17 protein-coding genes are annotated in these 16,895 nt (G+C 71.0%); 6 read left to right on the forward strand and 11 right to left on the reverse strand.

The window, feature by feature from the left end:
- Positions 1 to 31 precede the first annotated feature (31 nt).
- Positions 32 to 511 carry an NUDIX domain-containing protein gene (locus STRTU_RS17290; protein ID WP_042150914.1) on the forward strand — a complete coding sequence of 160 codons (480 nt, stop codon included), beginning with the start codon at positions 32 to 34 and terminating at the stop codon, positions 509 to 511.
- Between the two features lie 44 nt (positions 512 to 555).
- Here STRTU_RS17290 and STRTU_RS17295 read toward each other — a convergent pair whose 3' ends face one another.
- From STRTU_RS17295 to STRTU_RS17305, 3 genes are all read right to left on the reverse strand, one after another.
- A complete protein-coding gene (locus tag STRTU_RS17295) occupies positions 556 to 1,491 on the reverse strand; it encodes a pyridoxamine 5'-phosphate oxidase family protein (protein ID WP_159744363.1) in 936 nt (311 codons plus the stop codon).
- Between the two features lie 52 nt (positions 1,492 to 1,543).
- Positions 1,544 to 3,382: a globin domain-containing protein gene (locus STRTU_RS17300; protein WP_159744365.1), complete on the reverse strand. Its 1,839-nt coding sequence runs from the start codon at positions 3,380 to 3,382 to the stop codon at positions 1,544 to 1,546.
- Between the two features lie 449 nt (positions 3,383 to 3,831).
- Entirely contained in the window at positions 3,832 to 4,467 is a 636-nt protein-coding gene (locus tag STRTU_RS17305; RefSeq protein ID WP_159744366.1) for an HAD family hydrolase, read from the reverse strand.
- A 199-nt stretch (positions 4,468 to 4,666) separates the two neighbouring features.
- Between STRTU_RS17305 and STRTU_RS17310 the strand changes: the two genes are divergently transcribed.
- Entirely contained in the window at positions 4,667 to 5,224 is a 558-nt protein-coding gene (locus tag STRTU_RS17310) for a DUF2269 domain-containing protein (RefSeq protein WP_159744368.1), read from the forward strand.
- Between the two features lie 14 nt (positions 5,225 to 5,238).
- Here STRTU_RS17310 and STRTU_RS17315 read toward each other — a convergent pair whose 3' ends face one another.
- Together STRTU_RS17315 and STRTU_RS17320 are read right to left on the reverse strand one after the other, a co-directional pair.
- Positions 5,239 to 5,685 carry a GlcG/HbpS family heme-binding protein gene (locus tag STRTU_RS17315; protein ID WP_159744370.1) on the reverse strand — a complete coding sequence of 149 codons (447 nt, stop codon included), beginning with the start codon at positions 5,683 to 5,685 and terminating at the stop codon, positions 5,239 to 5,241.
- Between the two features lie 110 nt (positions 5,686 to 5,795).
- Positions 5,796 to 7,016: an MFS transporter gene (locus tag STRTU_RS17320; protein WP_159744372.1), complete on the reverse strand. Its 1,221-nt coding sequence runs from the start codon at positions 7,014 to 7,016 to the stop codon at positions 5,796 to 5,798.
- Between the two features lie 132 nt (positions 7,017 to 7,148).
- On the opposite strand from STRTU_RS17320, the gene STRTU_RS17325 reads away from it, so the two are divergent.
- Positions 7,149 to 7,676, forward strand: coding sequence for a MarR family winged helix-turn-helix transcriptional regulator (locus STRTU_RS17325; protein ID WP_159744374.1), 528 nt, complete (start codon positions 7,149 to 7,151; stop codon positions 7,674 to 7,676).
- 93 nt (positions 7,677 to 7,769) lie between these two features.
- Positions 7,770 to 8,222, forward strand: coding sequence for a GNAT family N-acetyltransferase (locus tag STRTU_RS17330; RefSeq protein WP_159744376.1), 453 nt, complete (start codon positions 7,770 to 7,772; stop codon positions 8,220 to 8,222).
- A gap of 28 nt (positions 8,223 to 8,250) precedes the next feature.
- Here STRTU_RS17330 and STRTU_RS17335 read toward each other — a convergent pair whose 3' ends face one another.
- The 4 genes from STRTU_RS17335 to STRTU_RS17350 all read right to left on the reverse strand — a co-directional run bounded on the left by STRTU_RS17335 (position 8,251) and on the right by STRTU_RS17350 (position 13,376).
- Positions 8,251 to 8,982, reverse strand: a complete 732-nt coding sequence (locus STRTU_RS17335; protein WP_246240688.1) for a TetR/AcrR family transcriptional regulator — start codon at positions 8,980 to 8,982, stop codon at positions 8,251 to 8,253.
- A 478-nt stretch (positions 8,983 to 9,460) separates the two neighbouring features.
- Positions 9,461 to 10,597, reverse strand: coding sequence for a pyridoxal-phosphate-dependent aminotransferase family protein (locus tag STRTU_RS17340; RefSeq protein ID WP_371873678.1), 1,137 nt, complete (start codon positions 10,595 to 10,597; stop codon positions 9,461 to 9,463).
- Positions 10,598 to 10,696: 99 nt separating this feature from the next.
- Positions 10,697 to 12,169, reverse strand: a complete 1,473-nt coding sequence (locus tag STRTU_RS17345; protein WP_159744380.1) for a serine hydrolase domain-containing protein — start codon at positions 12,167 to 12,169, stop codon at positions 10,697 to 10,699.
- Between the two features lie 229 nt (positions 12,170 to 12,398).
- Positions 12,399 to 13,376 carry a GlxA family transcriptional regulator gene (locus STRTU_RS17350; protein WP_159744381.1) on the reverse strand — a complete coding sequence of 326 codons (978 nt, stop codon included), beginning with the start codon at positions 13,374 to 13,376 and terminating at the stop codon, positions 12,399 to 12,401.
- Between the two features lie 142 nt (positions 13,377 to 13,518).
- Here STRTU_RS17350 and STRTU_RS17355 point away from each other — a divergent pair, with 142 nt between their 5' ends.
- A complete protein-coding gene (locus STRTU_RS17355) occupies positions 13,519 to 14,484 on the forward strand; it encodes an NADP-dependent oxidoreductase (RefSeq protein ID WP_159744383.1) in 966 nt (321 codons plus the stop codon).
- Between the two features lie 54 nt (positions 14,485 to 14,538).
- On the opposite strand, the gene STRTU_RS17360 is transcribed toward STRTU_RS17355, so the two are convergent.
- On the reverse strand, positions 14,539 to 15,384 hold the full coding sequence (locus STRTU_RS17360; RefSeq protein ID WP_159744385.1) for a helix-turn-helix transcriptional regulator: 846 nt from the start codon (positions 15,382 to 15,384) through the stop codon (positions 14,539 to 14,541).
- Positions 15,385 to 15,556: 172 nt separating this feature from the next.
- Between STRTU_RS17360 and STRTU_RS17365 the strand changes: the two genes are divergently transcribed.
- Positions 15,557 to 16,318: an SDR family NAD(P)-dependent oxidoreductase gene (locus STRTU_RS17365; RefSeq protein WP_159747023.1), complete on the forward strand. Its 762-nt coding sequence runs from the start codon at positions 15,557 to 15,559 to the stop codon at positions 16,316 to 16,318.
- 34 nt (positions 16,319 to 16,352) lie between these two features.
- Here STRTU_RS17365 and STRTU_RS17370 read toward each other — a convergent pair whose 3' ends face one another.
- Complete coding sequence (locus STRTU_RS17370; protein WP_159744387.1) at positions 16,353 to 16,892, reverse strand: GNAT family N-acetyltransferase; 540 nt, start codon at positions 16,890 to 16,892, stop codon at positions 16,353 to 16,355.
- Between the last annotated feature and the right edge of the window lie 3 nt (positions 16,893 to 16,895).

Raw genomic sequence — 16,895 nt, forward strand, 5'->3', positions numbered from 1 at the left:
CACCAGGCCGTGACTGCGGCATCTGTCCCCTATGAACGAACGGCCAGTCGTCAAACGCACCGCCCGCGCGATCCTGCTAGACGGCGCGGACCTCGTTCTGATCAAGCGCACCAAGCCGGGCCGGGCCCCGTACTGGATCACTCCCGGCGGTGGCGTCGAGCCCGAGGACGCCACGGTCATCGACGCCCTCCACCGTGAGCTGGACGAAGAACTGGGCGCGAAGATCAAGGACGTGGTGCCGGTCTTCGTGGACACCGTCGAGCACTTCAGCGACGGCGGGGTGGACGGCGTGAAGGTCCAGCACTTCTTCGTCTGCCGGCTCGATTCGATGGACCTCGCACGCCGGCACGGCCCCGAGGTCGAGGAGCCCTGCGGGGACTACGAAATCGTGCGGGTGCCCTTCACCCGCGTCGGCATCGCCTCCGTCGAGGTCGTACCGCTGTCGCTCCGCCACTACCTGGACGGCAACATCGAGGGCGTGCGGGCCATGCACGCCCCCGACCTGGGCTGAACGGTCCTCGAATCACCGCGGCGGCCGCTGCGGCAGGCGCCGTCTCAGCCGTCGCGCCGGTCGAACCATCCGCGGAAGTCGGCCTCGTCCTCCACGGGACGACGGGGCTGGGCGCGGGCGAGCACCCGCTCGACCCGGTCGAGGAACTCCGCGTTGAGCTCCTCCACGAAATCCCGCCGGCCGGCGGCCTCGGGCCCGGCGCCATGGACGGGCTCGGTGCGTGGGGCATGGGCCGTGCCGCCGGCTGCGGGGGCGCCCCCGGACACCGGAGCCGCGCCCTGATAGACCGCGTCGCCCGTGTCCTCGTGCAGTCCGCCCCGCAGATGCTCGTTACGGCGCACCGGGCGCCGGAACGGCGGCCGCTCGCTCGCCTCGGCCGCCGCGCCGAAGAAGTCGCCGCCCTTGCGCTTGGTGTCGTCGGTGCCCCATGCCCGCGCTCCACGCTCCTGCACCGGGACCTTCTGCAGCCGCGGAATGTGCTTGGAGCAGTGGATATACGCCTCTTCGACCTCGACCGTGACCCACAGCTGGGCACGCCGCCCGGGGACCGGATCGACCGGCAGATCGGCGTGCCGCGCCCGCATCTCCTCGTCCATGACGACCCGCGCACGGCCGTTGATGTGCAGGCCGATGCGGTCCCGGGTGAAGTCGATCATCAGGATGCCCAGGCGCGGGTTCTCCGAGATATTGCCGATGGACGCCATCACACCGTTGCCACGGTATTCCGGGTAGGCCAGCGTCCGGTCGTCGAGGACCTGCACGAAACCCGGCGGTCCGGCCCGGAACGTCGAGTCGCAATCGCCGTGCCGGTCGGCCGTGGCCAGGAAGAACATCTCCTGTCGGGCCACGAACTCCTGCATACGGACGTTGAGATGGTCCAGGACCTGATCCCCGTAGAAGCGGTCGGCGCGCTCGGTCGTCCCGAGCCTCTGCTGCACCAAGTGCTCGCCGTCGCTCCCGGGACGCTCCTGACTCGGCATACCGCACCACTCTCCTGTCGGACCCTCTGCGCCGCCCTACCCTGCCAAGAACTCAATCTCCTGCCCAGACCAGCTCTTCTACGGAGTCGTGACGTATGCGGTCGGTCGAGACTCCGACCCCCAGCAACGCGTCCACGCCGCTGCGGATCAGCCCCGGCGGCCCGGACAGATAGGCGTCGTATTCCCGGAATGGCCCGTATTGCCGCACCACGTCCGGAAGTTGCCCGGTTTCGCTGCTTGTCCCGCCACGCGCCGCAGGCCCGGTGGCGACGACCGGGCGGACGGAGAGCCAGCGGTGGGCCTGTTCCAGGCGCAGCATGGTGTCGAGGTCGTAGAGGTCCTGGTCGCTGCGGGCGCCGTAGAAGACCTCGACGGGGCGCCGGACACCGTGTTCCGCGACTTCCTCGATCAGGGCCTTGATGGGTGCGATGCCGGTGCCGCCGCCGACGCACAACAGACCGCTGCGCGTGGTGTGGTCGACGGTCATCGTTCCGCCGGGCGCACCGAGCCGGATGACATCGCCGGGGCGGGCGCGATGGACCAGCGCGTTGGAGACCCAGCCGGCCGGGACCGCCTTGACGTGGAAGGAGAGCAGACCGTCGGAGCGGGGCGCGGAGGCGAAGGAGTAGTGCCGCCAGATGCGCGGCCACCAGGGGGTTTCCACGCTGGTGTACTGCCCGGCGAGGAACGGGTACGGCTGGTCGGGGCGGACCGTGACCACCGCGATATCGGGCGTACGCAGCTCGTGCGAAACGACCTCGGCCTGCCACCAGGCGGGGGCCACGGCCTCGTCCGCGGCGGCCGCGTCGATCATGATCTGCGAGATCGTCGTGTAGGCACGCACCCAGGCGGCCTGGGTCTCCGGTCCCCAACTGGACGTCGCATAGCGTGCGAGCGCGTTGAGCAGACATTCGCCGACCGCCGGGTAGTGGTCGGGCTGGGTGCCGTACTTGCGGTGCCCGCGGCCGAGGTTCGAAAGGTACGCGGTGAGTACCTCGGCATCGTCGACGTGCTGGGCCGCGGTGAGCAGCGCCCTGAGGAGGCGGTCGCGCTGGGTGTCCATGGAGGCGGGGAACAGCACCCGCAGATCGGGGTACTGGACGAAGAGCAGCGCGTAGAAGTACGAGATGACCTTGTCGGCCACCGGCTCGATTTCCGCCATGGTGCGACGGATGAGAAGCGCGTCGGGGGAGGCCGGTGCCGAAGAGGACACCGAGGCGGTCACGGCGTCGAGCGTGGGCTCCGGTGCGGGAGTGGCGGGCGGCGTCCCGGGGGTGAAGACGGAGGGCGCGGGGGCCGCGCTCTGGGCGGGCGGTGCGGGGGCGGCGCCAGCCGTGGGCGCTCCCGTGGCGCGCGCGGATTCGTGTACGGGCTCGGGCTCCCGGCCGTGGACGGGCACGCGCTCCCAGGCCGGCTGACCGTCCTGGACCGGCTGACGGTCCCAGGAGCGCTCGGCCTCGCGGCGCGGCGGCCCGGGTGCCGGGGCGGCGTACCCGGAGGGGGCTGCGGACTGCTCGGTGTAGACGGGTGCGGTGGGCGCTCCGCCCGCCTCGCGCCGTGGGGGCTGCGACGGCTCCGGCTCGCGCACCCGCTCGGTGGCGGTGCCTACCGGCCGGATCGGATGGACCGGACGGCTGGGTATCTGTTCCCGGTCGTTCCGCTCGTCTCTCTCGATCCGCTCGTTGTGATCTCTGTGGTCACCGTGGTCGGGGTAGGCACTCCGGTCGCCCGGTTCGGCCCGGTCGTCATGGCCTTGTTGGCGGTCCTGGCTGTTTTGCCGCTCCTGCTGTTCTCCGGAGGACTTCTTAGCCGGCGGAGTGAACCAACCCCAATCTCCACTGCTCCCGCCGGAAGAGCCGTTATCGGCCGACGTAGTGGTCGGAGCGTCCATGGTCTGCCTCGCCTCGAACGTCTTTCAGTCGTCTTCGCACTTCCGCGGATCGGAACTGCCCGGAATTCCCCCGCCCCGCTCCGGAATTCTTCATCGACTCTAGCGATTCCGGCATCATCCTCCAAAGCGGACAAACCCTACCTCCCTGCGGCAAGGTGGAGCAGATGCCGCGTCAGCAGCATGCCACCCCGCTCACCGTAAGGGACAAATAGTCCGAAGTCCGGGTGCCGCAGGCCACTTCACCGCTAGACTGGCGAGCTTTGCCCGCTCTTCGCGTACCCGCGGAAGCCCTCACTCCGCCAAACCGGACTCGACCATACCGGCAGTAGTTGAATCCACAAGTCCTGATCTTGGAACACTCCACACGGCCCTTCCGATAACAGTGATCCTCCCCACAGAGTGCGTTTTCCGCGCACACAGCGGACGAATCCTCCGTGGAAAGCCGGGAATTACTCGCCAGTACGCACCAACGCGTATGCCTCGCGCAGATCACCTCCCGCATACGCATATGAGGCCAGGTCACTGACATGGTGATCCGCATTCACGGCAACGGACCGCGGAACTGACGCGAACAGTTCGGTATCCGACAGGGAGTCGCCGTACGCCACACAGTCGGCGCGGGTCAGCCCGTACCGCAGGCAGAGTTCATCCGCGATACGCACCTTCGCCGCCGAGGTGAGGATGCCGGCCGGCTCCACCGCCTGCCGGATCGGCACCGCCGGCCAGCGGGAACCGCGCGCCGCGTCGGCGCCCCAGGCCAGCAGCCGTTCGACAAAGAAGGCCGGGGACAGGGAAATCACCGCGCACCGTTCGCCACGTGCCCGGATATCCGCCCAGACCTCCCGGATACCGGTCAGCCATGGCGCACCGTCGAAGGCCGCGGCGACCTGGAGTTCGGTCAGCTCGGCGGACCACAGCTCACATGCCCGCTGCGCGAACTGCACAGGGGTCAGCTGACCCGCCGCAAATCCGCGTTCCAGCTCGCGGATCTCCCGGTCCAGCCCGAGCTGCCGGGAAATCTCGATCGCGGCTGCGGACCCGTAGAGCAGGGTCCCGTCCATATCAAACAGATGCAGCTTGCTCATGTGCCCGGAGCCTAGGGCTCCCGGTGGCGGGAGGCATGGCCAGGTGAGGGGGTAGGGGTGCAACCAGGTTTGTACGACCGTAAATCCGGCGAAGTGAGTGCCTCGCGACACTGCGGTGCGGGTCGTACTCAAGGCCGCGTATGCGCGGATACTCCCGCCGTCAGATGTACCGCGCGGCACGGGGCGGGACCGTGGCGGTATGCAGCAGCTCAACCGCCCCGTGCGCCGGGCCGTCCTCGTCCTGCACCTCGCCGTATCCGTCAGCTGGCTCGGTCTCACCCTCGGGCTGCTCGCGCTCGGCATCACCGGATACACCACCGGCTCCCCCGAGATGGCGACGGTCGCCTACCGGGCGATGAAGATCTTCGGTGACTGGCTGGTCCTCCCGCTCGCCCTTGCCTCGCTGGTCAGCGGGTTGGTGCTGTCCCTGGGCACCGCCTGGGGGCTGGCCCGGCACCGCTGGGTCGTCGCGAAGTTCTGGCTGACGCTCATCACCGTGCTGCTGTCGGCCTTCTCACTCCGGCCCGGCATCAACCAGGCCGCCGCCGAGGCCGCCGCGGGCACCCCGGCCCCCGACATCAGCCTCGTCGTCGCACCATCGGTCGCCACGGCCACCTATCTCTTCATCACCGCGATCTCCGTCCTCAAGCCCTGGGGGCTGACCGCACACGGCAGCCGGCTACGCGAGGCCACATCGGCCGAGGCCCACCCCGGCCGGGCACGAAGGAGCGGCATCAGGGGCGCGGGCGTCGGCTAGCGGACGGGGCCGGGTCAGGAGAGGTCGGCCTCCGCTATCGCTGCGGTGGCGATCCGGTGGTCCTGTTCGGGGGTGCCGCCGCCGAAGCCGAGCGCGCCGATCACCCGGCCGTCCCGGTGGAGCGGCACACCGCCGGCGATGAAGAGCAGCGGACGGTCCAGTGCCGTGGGCAGCGTGTGGAAGAGGCCGTCGGGGCGCACGAGATCGACCAGGTCGGCGGTCGGCGCGTCCAACTGCAGGGCGGTGTACGCCTTGCGGGTGCTGGTCTCCCCGGAGATCAGCACAGCTGTGTCATCCCGCCGGAAGCCGAGCAGATGACCTCCCGCATCGAGGACGCTGACGCTGCCCCGCACCCCGAGGCCCTCGGCGGCGCGAACGGCTGCCTGGGTCAGGGCGTCGGCGTCGCGGGTCGTGAGGGGGCGGACGGTGGGGGTGATGACAGTGGCGGTGGAGGTGCTCATGAGGAGGTCCTTGGGGTGCAGGGCGCAGGCCGCGCCGGTGGTGCGCGGGGCTCCGGTGGAGTGCGGAGCGCCGGTGATTCGGGGAGTGCGGCGCGGGACGGACGCGGGCGTCAGGCGTGTGCCGCGGATATGGGCTCGTCGGCGAGCACGCTGGGTCCGCCGGCGGCGACCACCTGGCCGCGGCCCGCGTGACGCCGCTCCAGGGCGGAGGCGAATATCGCCACTCCGAGCGCCGCGACGGTCATCAGCGCACCGACCCAGTTGGGCGCGGTGTAGCCCAGGCCGGCCGAGATGACGATCCCGCCGAGCCAAGCGGCCAGTGCGTTGCCGAAGTTGAAGGCCGCGATATTGCCGGCCGAGGCGAGGGTGGGCGCCGAGGCCGCCTGGTCCATCACCCGCTTCTGCAGCGGCGGCACGGTGGCGAAGCCGAAGATGCCGATCAGCGCCAGGGTGACGGTGGCGGCGATCTTGTCGTGCGCGGTGAAGGTGAACGCGGCCAGGGAGAGCGCCAGACCGGTCAGCGACACATACAGCATCGGCATCATGGCGCGGTCGGTGAAGCGGCCGGAGACCAGGTTTCCGCCGACCATGCCGAGACCGAAGAGGGCCGTCAGCCAGATCACGGAGGACGGTGCGAAGCCGGTGACCTCGGCCATCATCGAGGCGAGGTAGGTGACGGCCGCGAAGACCCCGCCGAATCCGAGGATCGTCATCAGCATCGCCAGGCCGACCTGCGGGTTGCGGAACACCGCGAGTTCGCTGCCCAGAGGGGAGGACGCCTTCGCCCGCTGTGCGGGGACCAGCTTGACGATGCCCAGCAGGCCGATCCCGCCGAGCGCGGTGATGGCGTAGAAGGTGGTGCGCCAGTCGACGTGCTGGCTGAGCATGGTGCCGGCCGGTACGCCCACGACGTTGGCGACGGTCAGACCGCTGAACATGAGCGAGAGGGCGGTGGCCCGCTTCTGGGGAGCGACGAGGTCCGCGGCCACCAGCGCGCCGATGCCGAAGAACGCGCCATGCGTGAACGCGGCCACGATCCGCCCGGCCAGCATGATCCCGAAGTTGGGCGCGACGGCCGTGAGCAGATTGCCCACGATGAACAGGCCCATCAGCAGCATCAGCATCTGCTTGCGCGTGAAGCGCGTACCGAGAGCGGTCATCAGCGGCGCCCCTATGACCACACCGAGGGCATAGAGGGTGGTCGCATACCCGGCTAGGGGGATGGAGACATCGAAGCCGGCCGCCATGTCGGGCAGCAGGCCCATGACTGCGAACTCGGTCGTTCCGATCCCGAAAGCACCGATGGCGAGAGCCAGGAGTGCGAGAGGCATGACGGATCCCTTCGGTCATTGCGTCCGTCCTTTACGAGCGTCCACAATAATTGCAGACGCGGGTTAATTGCAAGCGCCGTATATTTCGGAGGTGGCCTATCCTGGTTCGTGCGCCCCATGAGGAGGTCTTCGATGACGCAGCAGACACGGGAAACGCGGGAGACGCAGGAACCGGCGGTTCCGCAGCCGGCAGCGGCCGCGCCCGCCTGCCCCCCGGCGGAGCCCCCCGGGCTGGCGCAGGGCTGGTGCGCCCTGTCCGCACTGCACGGCCGTATCGAGTCGCACATCGAGCGCGCGCTGCAGACCGCGCACGACCTCAGCGTCCGGGAGTTCTCGGTCCTCAATGTGCTCAGCGAGCAGCACGACGGGCCGGGCGGTCATCTGCGGATGCACCAGGTCGCGGACTCCGTCGTCCTCAGCCAGAGCGCAACGACCCGTCTTGTCACCCGGCTTGAGGAGCGCGGACTGCTCTCGCGCTACCTGTGCCCCGACGACCGGCGCGGCATCTACACCAGCGTGACATCCGATGGCCTCGCGCTCCTGGTGGAGGCTCGGCCCACCCACGACGGCGCACTGCGCGAAGCACTCAAGGACGCCGCCCGGCGCCCCGAGCTGGCACCACTGGTCACCGCCGTCGAAACGCTCGCGCCGCCCCAGTGACACCGACGGCGGATGAGGGACGGACGGGCGGCAGGAGGGGCGGCTGGGTCGCCTGCCCGCCGCCCCGTGAGCGCACCGCATAAGGTCGCGCCCATGAGCGATATCGAGATACGCCGCGCGACCGAATCCGATCTTCCCGCCATCGTCGCGATGCTCGCCGACGACCCCCTGGGCGCCACCCGCGAGTCACCGGACGACCTGACTCCGTACCGCGCGGCATTCGAAGCGCTGGATTCCGACCCGCAGCAGCACCTGGTCGTCGCGGTCCGCGCAGGGCAGACGATCGGCACGCTCCAGCTCACCGTCATCCCCGGCCTCTCCCGGCGCGGCGCCACCCGCTCGATCATCGAGGGCGTACGCATCCACCGCGACGAGCGCGGCGGGGGCCTCGGCACCCAGCTCATCGAGTGGGCGGTCGCGGAATCCCGCACGCTCGGCTGCCAGATGGTGCAGCTGACCTCGGACGCAACCCGGATCGACGCGCACCGTTTCTACGAGCGTCTCGGCTTCGCGGCCTCGCACCTGGGCTTCAAGCTCCCGCTCTGAGGAACGGGCGGGCACCCGGCCCGCCGGGTCACGTCCGGCGCGTACGATCCCTCGCCCGGTGCGCCTTCTGCCGGCAGGCGCCACCGCAGTAGCGCGCGGGTCGGCCCGTGCGTGCCGCCGCGAACTCCGCACCGCACGCCCCACACCGCAATGCGTTACGTTTCACCGGCCCGGCATTGAGTTCCGTTACGGCGCGTTCCGTCCGCAGCGCATCACACATCAGGGTCGTCATCCGGCCCGGAGCCGCGTCCCCGGAACCGGCTCCCGAAGCGGCCCGCTCCATCGAAAGGCAGCCGACCAACAGCGCCCTGAGGTCCGCTATCCCGACGTCCTGCCGTACGGCGCCCGCCTCTTGGGCCCTCCTGAGCAGGACTTCCAGCGCTTCGTCGAAACTTTGCCCGACCCCTGGCGACGGCTCGAAACGGCCCGCACCGGCCTCCTCCAGCGCGTCACACAGCGCCTTGTTCTGTGACGCGAGCCGCACCACCGAGGAGAGGAAGCGAAAGAAGACCGGACCGGGGTCGGCGACATCGGCCAAGTCCCTTGCGGTATCGGTGAAAAGCTCGATCCGGTCCACGATCGTCGCCCTGAACAGGGCTTCCTTGGAAGGGAAGTGGCGATAGACCGTCCCGGCACCGACCCCCGCACGGCGCGCGATCTCCCCAAGCGGAACCCCCAACCCCTGCTCCTCGAAAGCGAATCGGGCCGCCTGGAGCACCAGCGCCCTGTTGCGCCGCGCATCCGCACGGGAGGGCGTCACACCACCGTCCGTCACTGCCGGACCTCCTGGGAAACGTTCGACACCGGGCCGGGCGCTCCATGATCTAACCGGGTCGCTCGTTCCGAATATACGGGACGACTTGAGCATGATCGTTAACGACTTCGCCGTCGCGGCAGTGACTGGATCCAGGGGCCGGCGGGACGGAGCTTGCGGACCGGGGCCAGCAGGGGCTGCGGCCGGCTGACTGTGCCCCGCCGGCTGCGGGAGAGGGCTGGGCCGGGCGCGCGCTCACCGGCGATCCGACGAGCCGCAGAGCACGTGCCCTGGCCAGGCGCTCGGGGCGGATGGACGAGCCGCCACCATGGCCGCCGCACATGGCGCGTCATACACAACTGCGCCTACATGCAGGGTGTTTCACGTGAAACGACGCCACGTCCCGGCATGCACATGGGGTCGTGTTTCACGTGAAACACGACCCCATGTCGACCCTTCGCCCAGCGCCGGGCGCTTGCTCGGCTCAGCCTGCGACCACCGCGTCCCACGCCGCGCCCGCCGCCTGAGCCGCGCCCTCGGCGTCCACGGACACGCCTGTCGCACGCAGCCCACCCGCCAGCGCCACCAGGGATGCCATCACGACCGACCGGTCGGCGGCGCGGCCATAGTGGTTCACCCGGATCATCTCCTTGGCCAGCGCGCCCGCCGCGTCCTGCACCGGCACCGCCGCATCGAGTGCGATCGCGGCGCTCACGATCTCCCGGGCATCCACTCCCTCAGGCGCCCGGAGCGTCGTGGCGGCCGGCGCCGCGTCCTCCTCACGCACGACATACGGAGTGAGCCCGCCCAGCGCCCGCACACCGGCCCTGGTCGCCGCGGCCGCCGCCCGGTGCCGGGTGAGGACCGCCTCCAGCCCCTCGGCTTCCAGACGGTCCGCGGCCTGCTCCAGCGCGAGCATCTCCAGCTGCGCCGGAGCGTGCGGAAGGGCGGTGCGCCCGCCGTCGATCCAGCGCTCCTTCCAGTCCAGCAACGAGAGGTACGAGCGCCGCGGAGCCTGCTCATTGGCGGCGATCCGCTCCCAGGCACGGGCGCTGACCGACGCCACCGATACCCCGGCCGGTCCGGCCATCGCCTTCTGCCCGCCGATCACACAGAGGTCCACACCCCACTCGTCGGTGAGCAGCGGCTCCGCGCCCACCGAAGCGACCGCGTCCAGCATCAGCAGCGCGCCGTGCTCCCGCACCACCGCGCCGATCTCGGCCACGGGGTTGGTGTTGCCGGTGGCCGCCTCGGCATGCACCAGGCTCACAAAGTCGATCTCGGGGTGCTCGCGCAACGCCTCCGCCACCTGCTGCGGGGTGACCGCACCCGTGAACGGCGCGGTGACGGTGACCACGTCGGCGCCACAGGAGCGAAGCCAGCCGCCGAAGGTCTCTCCGTACGGGCCGGTGATGATGTTGAGCGCGGTGCTGCCGGGCCGCACGGCCGAGCGGATACAGGCCTCCAGGGGCAGCAGCGCCTCGCCCTGCATCGCCACGACATCGCACCGGGTACGCATCAGGGCCGCGACCTTGTCCTCGATCCGCGCGAAGTGGGCCGCGGTGAGCGGCGGCAGGTCGAGCAGGTCCGGGGCGGCGGGGTTCGCGGTCGGGTCAGACACAGCAGTCACAGGGCCTTCCAGCGGTAGCGAGCCGACTGGGCGCGGCTCCTGACATCTGGATCGACTGTACGTCCGTGCGCCGGACCCCGCCGTACGGCCTCAGACCCGCCAGCCGTCCGGATCCACCCCACCGGGCACCGGCGCCGACGGCTCGTAGGGCCCGCGGGTGAACACGAAGGTGCCGAGATCCAGATGGCTCACCGCACCGTCCCCGTCCCGCCTCACCCGCAGCGTCTCGCCCGCGTAATAGCCGTCCAGCCCGGTCCATGTGCCGTCCTTCTCGGCCCGGAACCGCGAGGCGCGGCCCGCCCCGGACAGCGAGGTGAGCTCCAGCCCGCGCTCGGCCCGCAGCCGCAGGGCATGCGGGGTCGCGCCCCAGTACCAGGGCCCGGTCAGCGCCAGCAGCTCCGGATCCAGCGGACCGGGCAGCGGGCGCCAGGGCTCGGGGATCCGGGGCTCGTGCGCGATGAGGATCCCGGTGAGGTCGGTGGCGACGGCCCCGACCGCCGGTCCCGAGGTGCAGTTGGTGAGGACGACAGCGGCCACATCCTCCTCGGCATCCGCCCACAGCGCCGCCAGGAATCCGGGCATCGAGCCGTGGTGCCCGACCAGCAGCCGTCCCTCCCGCCGCAGGAGCTGCACCCCCAGCCCGTACCCCGCATCCCATGTGCCGCTCTCCGGCGGCACCGCCGGTGTCCGCAGCTCCGCCAGACTCTCCGCGCCGAGCACCCGCTCGTCGCCCCGGAGCAGGAACGCCGCCCAGCGGCACAGGTCCTGGAGCGTCGACCACAACTGCCCCGCCGGGCCCATCAGGCCGGTGTCCTCGGCCGGCTCCGGCAGCAGCGCGTCGGCCCACGGGTGCACCGCCCAGCCACTCGCGTACGGCCGCTCCGGCAGCAGCGTCGTACGGCCCATGCCGAGCGGTTCCAGCACCTCGCGCCGCAGCACCTCGCCCCACGGCACACCGCCCCGCAGCCGTTCGACCAGCGCGCCGAGCAGCGCATAGCCGACGTTGGAGTAATGGTGCCGCCGTCCGGCCGACAGCCGCTGCGGCTGCTCGTCGAAGAGGTCGGCCGGCTCGGGCCGCAGCGCGCCCGCCGTCCGCTCCCACCACGGCCCTCGCGGCTCGGCCGCCAACCCCGCGCTGTGGGACAGCAGTTGCGCGATCGTCGCGTCCGGCACCGGAGTGCCCTCCAGATGCCTGCCGACCGGGTCCGCCAGCCGCAGCAACCCCTCGTCCCGCAGCCTCAGCACCAGCACGGCGACGAAGGTCTTGGTGAGCGAGCCGATCCGGTACTGCAGATCACCGTGCGGCACCTCTCCTTCCACCGAGCCCCGGGCCCCGGTCCACACCGCTCGTCCATCGCGGACCACCGCGCCCACCATCGACGGTGCCCGCCCCTCGGCCTGCCCGACCGCCAGCCGGCGCAGCAACGCCCGACGGGTCTGCGGCAGCGGCTCCGTGAACTCCTCGGGCGTTCCGGCCGCGCCCGGCTCCTGGCGGACGGGCTCGGAAGGGGGAACCTCCGTGGACTGCGCGGTGGGCTGTGCGGTGGACTGTGCAAGAGTCATGGCGCTCCTCAGCGGCGGATCCGGCTCGGCCGACCCCCATCCTCGCCGCATCACCGGAGCCCTGTCGCCCGATCACTGCACCGAGTTCGGTCTGCTCCGCGAAAAAGCCCATGGTCAACAGCTGTCCGGTGTCGTCCCTGCACGCGAGGGTGGGGCTTCCACCAGCCCGAAGGTGAACGCCGGTGCGGCGGCCCCGAGCTGTGCAAGCGGGCCCCGGTTGGGCGGCGCTTCAGGCGGTCAGCTCGGCGGTGCTGCGGAACGTCCGGCGGTAGGCCAGTGGTGCCACGCCCACCGCGCTGTGGAGATGCTGGCGCAGGGAGGTGCCCGTGCCGAAGCCCGCGTGATGGGCGACGAGATCGATCGGCCAGTCCGTGGTCTCCAGCAGGTGCCGGGCGCGTTCGATGCGTTGTCCGGCGAGCCACTGACCGGGGCTCATCCCGACCTCGTCGCGGAACCGCCGGGTGAGGGTGCGCACGCTGACCCGGGCGTGCGCGGCGAGCTCGGTCAGGGTGAGGGGCTCAGCGAGACGCTCCAGGGCCCAGGCGCGGGTGGCGGCGGTGCCGCTCGCCGTCGAGGGTTCCGGCACGGGCTGCCGGATGAACTGGGCCTGTCCGCCGTCCCGCCAGGGCGGCACCACACACAAGCGGGCGACCTCGTTGGCGACGGCGCTGCCGTGGTCACGGCGCACCAGGTGCACACACAGGTCCACCCCGGCGGCCGCACCGGCCGAGGTGAGGACATCGCCGTCGTCGACGAACAGCACATTGGGGTCGACGCGGACGGTGGTGAAGAGGCGTTGCAGCTGGTGGGCCTCCTGCCAGTGCGTGGTGGCCGGCCGGTGATCGAGCATTCCGGCCGCGGCCAGCACGAAGGCACCGGTGCAAATGGCCACCATTCTGGTGCCGGGCCGGATCCGCGCCAGCGCCGCCCGCAGTTCCTCGGGCAGCCGGCCGTCCTCCCGGACCATCGCCTGCCCGTGGGACGGCGGGATGACGACGGTATCGACGTGCGCGAGTACGGATGCGTCCTCGGAGACCGCGATGTCGTAGTCGGCATCGGCGCGCACCGTGCGTCCGTCCAGGCTGCAGGTGACGACGGAGTAGAGCGGTTCACCAGCGGCACCACGCGCGGCGCCGAAGATCCGCGCGGGGATCCCCAGCTCGAAGGGGACGACCCCGTCCAGGGCGAGAACACCGACGCGATGCATGACCCGATTCTTTCAAACGTTGGCCATCAGGACACCGCCGGGCTCCCGGCCGCCGCGGAAAGCTGGCGGCACCTCGGGAAACGCGGCCGCCAGGCGGCGCATTCGCCCGACCCCAGCCATGGGCACGTACGAAGGAGACACCATGTCCGAGACCGGGATCCCGCAGATGCGGGCCGTCAGCCAGGACACCGCCGGAGGCCCTGAGGTCCTCAAGGTGATCACGACCGACCGGCCGGTGCCCGGCCCCACGGAGATCCTGGTCCGGGTGCACGCCGCGGGCGTCAACCCGACCGACTGGAAGACGCGGGCCGGCGGCCGGTTCCTGTCCGGCAGCGAGCCGCCGTTCGTCCTGGGCTTCGATGTGTCCGGTGTGGTCGAGGCGGTCGGCCTCGGCGTCACCCTCTTCGCACCGGGCGACAAGGTCTTCGGCATGCCGCGCTTCCCGCACCCCGCCGGGGCCTACGCCGAGTACGTCGCCGCCCCCGCGCGGCACTTCGCCCACCTTCCCGCGGACCTGGACCACGTCCGGGGCGCCGCTCTCCCGCTGGCGGCACTGACCGCCTGGCAGGCCCTGGTCGACACCGCGAAGGTGTGGCCCGGCGCCCGGGTGCTGATCCATGCCGCGGCGGGCGGGGTCGGTCATCTCGCGGTGCAGATCGCCAAGTCCCGTGGCGCGTATGTGATCGGCACCGCCCGGCGGGCCAAGCATGACTTCCTGCGCGGGCTGGGCGCCGATGAGCTCATCGACTACACGGAACAGGACTTCGCGACGGCGGTGCGCGATATCGACATCGTGCTCGACACCATCGGCGGCGACTACGGCGCCCGCTCCCTGCGCACCCTGCGTCCGGGCGGCTCGCTGGTCTCGATCCTGCCGCTGGACGACGCCTTCCCCGCTGACCGGGCGCGCGAGGCGCGGGTACGCGCGGGATTCCTCCTCGTCGAGCCCGACCGGGCCGGCCTGGAAGCCGTCGCCGACCTGGTGAACAGCGGGAAGCTCCAGGTCAACGTCGACAAGGTGGTGCCGCTGGAGGACGCCGCCCAGGCCCACGCCCTGGGCGAGACCGGCCGCACCACCGGCAAGATCGTCCTGACGGTCGCGCCCTGACGGCGTTCGGCGCCCCGAGGCCCGTCCCCGTCCTCGTCCCCGGCATGGCGTGTTCTACGACTGCGGATCTCGCGCCGTCTGCCGCCGAGTGGCATTGAGGGCGCCGAGCAGGGACAGCGCCTCGGCACTGGGGCTGCCGGGCTCGGCGTGGTAGATGACGAGTTGCTGGCCGGGTGCGTCGCGGACGTCGAACGCCTGGTAGGTGAGGGTGAGCGGCCCGACGTCGGGGTGGTTGAGCAGTTTGGCGTCCCGGGTCTTGCCGCGCACGGTGTGGGCCTGCCACAGGGTCGTGAAGGCGGGGCTCTGCTCGGTCAGTGTGTTGACGAGCGCGGTCAGCCGGGGGTTGTCGGGGTCACCACCGGCCGCCTGACGAAGGTTGGCCACGGTGGCCTGGGCGGTCCAGTCCCAGCGGGTGTAGAAGTCCCGCGCGGCCGGGTCGAGGAAAGCCATCCGGGCGAGATTGTCCGCGGGGTCGAAGGGCGAATACAACGCGTCGGCCAGGGCGTTGGCGGCGAGGATGTCCAGGGCGCCGTTGACCACGAAGGCCGGGGTGTGCGGGTAGCCGTCCATGAGCTGGCGCAGCGCCGGGCTGACCACGTTCCGCTGCGGCACCGGGCGGTCGTTCGGTGCGATACCGGCCAGCCGGTGGAGGTGGGCACGGGCGTCGGTGTCGAGCTGGAGGGCCCGGCTGAGGGCGTCGAGGACCTGCGACGAGGGGTGGCGTTCCCGGCCTTGTTCCAGGCGGGTGTAGTAGTCGACGTTCACCCCGGCCAGCACCGCGACCTCCTCACGGCGCAGCCCGGCGACTCTGCGTACGCCGTAGCTCGCCATACCGACGTCTTCGGGCCGCAGGCCGGAGCGCCGGGCACGGAGGAAATCTCCCAGGGTGTTGTCGGACATCTCCTCAGGTTAGGCAGGAGGCCGGTGCGCTGCCTGGGTGTGTGCCACCCAGGCAGCAGGCGTCCTGGCCGCCGGCCTCCGGGGCGTCCACGCTCGGTGGCCCGGTGCCCCGCCCGAGGCACCCGGGACACCCGAGAATTCCGAGGAAGAGGACGCCCCCATGACTGGCCCACTGACTGGCCCACGACTCGACGGCAAGGTCGCACTGATCACCGGTGCGTCCGGAGGAATCGGTGCGGCGACCGCCCGGCTGTTCGCCCGCGAGGGCGCGCGGCTGATCGTCACCGACATCCGCCGGAACCGCCTCACGGCACTTACGGAGGAGATCGCCGAGGAGACCGGCGCGGAGATCGTCTCCGCCTGCCTGGATGTCTCCTCCGCCGGGCAATGGGACGAGGTGATCACCACCGTCCGCGAGCGGTTCGGCGCGCTGCACGTCCTGGTGAACGTCGCGGGCCTCCTGGACTGGCCGGGCATCGAGGACACCCGGGAAGACAGGTGGAACCGCATCATCGACGTGAACCAGAAGGGCACCTGGCTGGGGATGAAGGCCGCCATGCCCCTGCTGCGCGCCACCGGCAACGCCTCGGTGATCAATACCTCGTCCGTCCTGGGACTCGTCGGAAGCGGCGCGGCCGCGGCCTACCAGGCGTCCAAGGGCGCGATACGCCTGCTCAGCAAGACCGCCGCCGTCGAGTACGCGCGTCAGGGAGTACGCGTCAACTCCCTCCACCCCGGGGTCATCGCCACCCCGATGATCCAGGATCTCCTGGACGAGCAGGGCGACCAGCAGCCCGACATCGTCCGCACCCCGATGCGCCGCGCGGGCCACCCCGACGAGATCGCCTCGGCCGCGCTCTTCCTGGCCGCCGACGAGTCCTCCTACGTCACCGGCACCGAACTCGTGGTCGACGGCGGCCTCACGGCCCACTGACGCCGCGCCGGCACGCTCCGCCTCCCACCGCCGCTCACCGGCCGTTGCGGAGTCCCTGCCGGTCGACGGAGAACAACGCCTGAGCTGCGCCGAACTCGACGAAGCTGTCGATATGGCGCATGCCGATGGCTTCCAGGAGGCGGCACGAGCGGGCATTGGCCTCCTGGGTGACCGCGATGACCGAGGGGTCGTCCGAGGGAACGTGCGCAAAGGCCCACTCCACAACGGCGGCCACGGCTTCCCTGGCGTAGCCCTGGCCCCAGTGTTCGGGCAGGAGCCCATAGGACACCTCCCGCCGGTCGTCGAAGCGAGGCGCCGGATCGATCAGCACGGAACCCACGACGGTCCTCTCCGCCCGCGTGGTGACGGCGAACGCGTTGCGGCGGCCCGCGAAATGCCGCTGGTAGAGGGGCAGTTCCTGCTCGGCAACCGGCCCGCCGAGGAAGCGCCGGACCTCGGGGTCCGTCCAGAGCCGGGTGAATTCCTTGACGTCGGTGGCCTCGGCAGGACGCAGCAGGAGCCGGGCCGTGCTGAGGGTGGTGGGCCAGGGGGACTCAGCAGGCGTCGAAGACATGAC

The organism is Streptomyces tubercidicus (genome assembly GCF_027497495.1).
GTDB classification, from domain to species: Bacteria; Actinomycetota; Actinomycetes; order Streptomycetales; family Streptomycetaceae; genus Streptomyces; species Streptomyces tubercidicus.

Excerpts from the sequence above, each read along its gene's own strand:
- STRTU_RS17290 (WP_042150914.1), top strand. The coding sequence starts at position 32 with ATGAACGAACGGCCAGTCGTCAAACGCACCGCCCGCGCGATCCTGCTA.
- STRTU_RS17295 (WP_159744363.1), bottom strand. The coding sequence starts at position 1,491 with ATGCCGAGTCAGGAGCGTCCCGGGAGCGACGGCGAGCACTTGGTGCAG.
- STRTU_RS17300 (WP_159744365.1), bottom strand. The coding sequence starts at position 3,382 with ATGGACGCTCCGACCACTACGTCGGCCGATAACGGCTCTTCCGGCGGG.
- STRTU_RS17305 (WP_159744366.1), bottom strand. The coding sequence starts at position 4,467 with ATGAGCAAGCTGCATCTGTTTGATATGGACGGGACCCTGCTCTACGGG.
- STRTU_RS17310 (WP_159744368.1), top strand. The coding sequence starts at position 4,667 with ATGCAGCAGCTCAACCGCCCCGTGCGCCGGGCCGTCCTCGTCCTGCAC.
- STRTU_RS17315 (WP_159744370.1), bottom strand. The coding sequence starts at position 5,685 with ATGAGCACCTCCACCGCCACTGTCATCACCCCCACCGTCCGCCCCCTC.
- STRTU_RS17320 (WP_159744372.1), bottom strand. The coding sequence starts at position 7,016 with ATGCCTCTCGCACTCCTGGCTCTCGCCATCGGTGCTTTCGGGATCGGA.
- STRTU_RS17325 (WP_159744374.1), top strand. The coding sequence starts at position 7,149 with ATGACGCAGCAGACACGGGAAACGCGGGAGACGCAGGAACCGGCGGTT.
- STRTU_RS17330 (WP_159744376.1), top strand. The coding sequence starts at position 7,770 with ATGAGCGATATCGAGATACGCCGCGCGACCGAATCCGATCTTCCCGCC.
- STRTU_RS17345 (WP_159744380.1), bottom strand. The coding sequence starts at position 12,169 with ATGACTCTTGCACAGTCCACCGCACAGCCCACCGCGCAGTCCACGGAG.
- STRTU_RS17350 (WP_159744381.1), bottom strand. The coding sequence starts at position 13,376 with ATGCATCGCGTCGGTGTTCTCGCCCTGGACGGGGTCGTCCCCTTCGAG.
- STRTU_RS17355 (WP_159744383.1), top strand. The coding sequence starts at position 13,519 with ATGTCCGAGACCGGGATCCCGCAGATGCGGGCCGTCAGCCAGGACACC.
- STRTU_RS17360 (WP_159744385.1), bottom strand. The coding sequence starts at position 15,384 with ATGTCCGACAACACCCTGGGAGATTTCCTCCGTGCCCGGCGCTCCGGC.
- STRTU_RS17370 (WP_159744387.1), bottom strand. The coding sequence starts at position 16,892 with ATGTCTTCGACGCCTGCTGAGTCCCCCTGGCCCACCACCCTCAGCACG.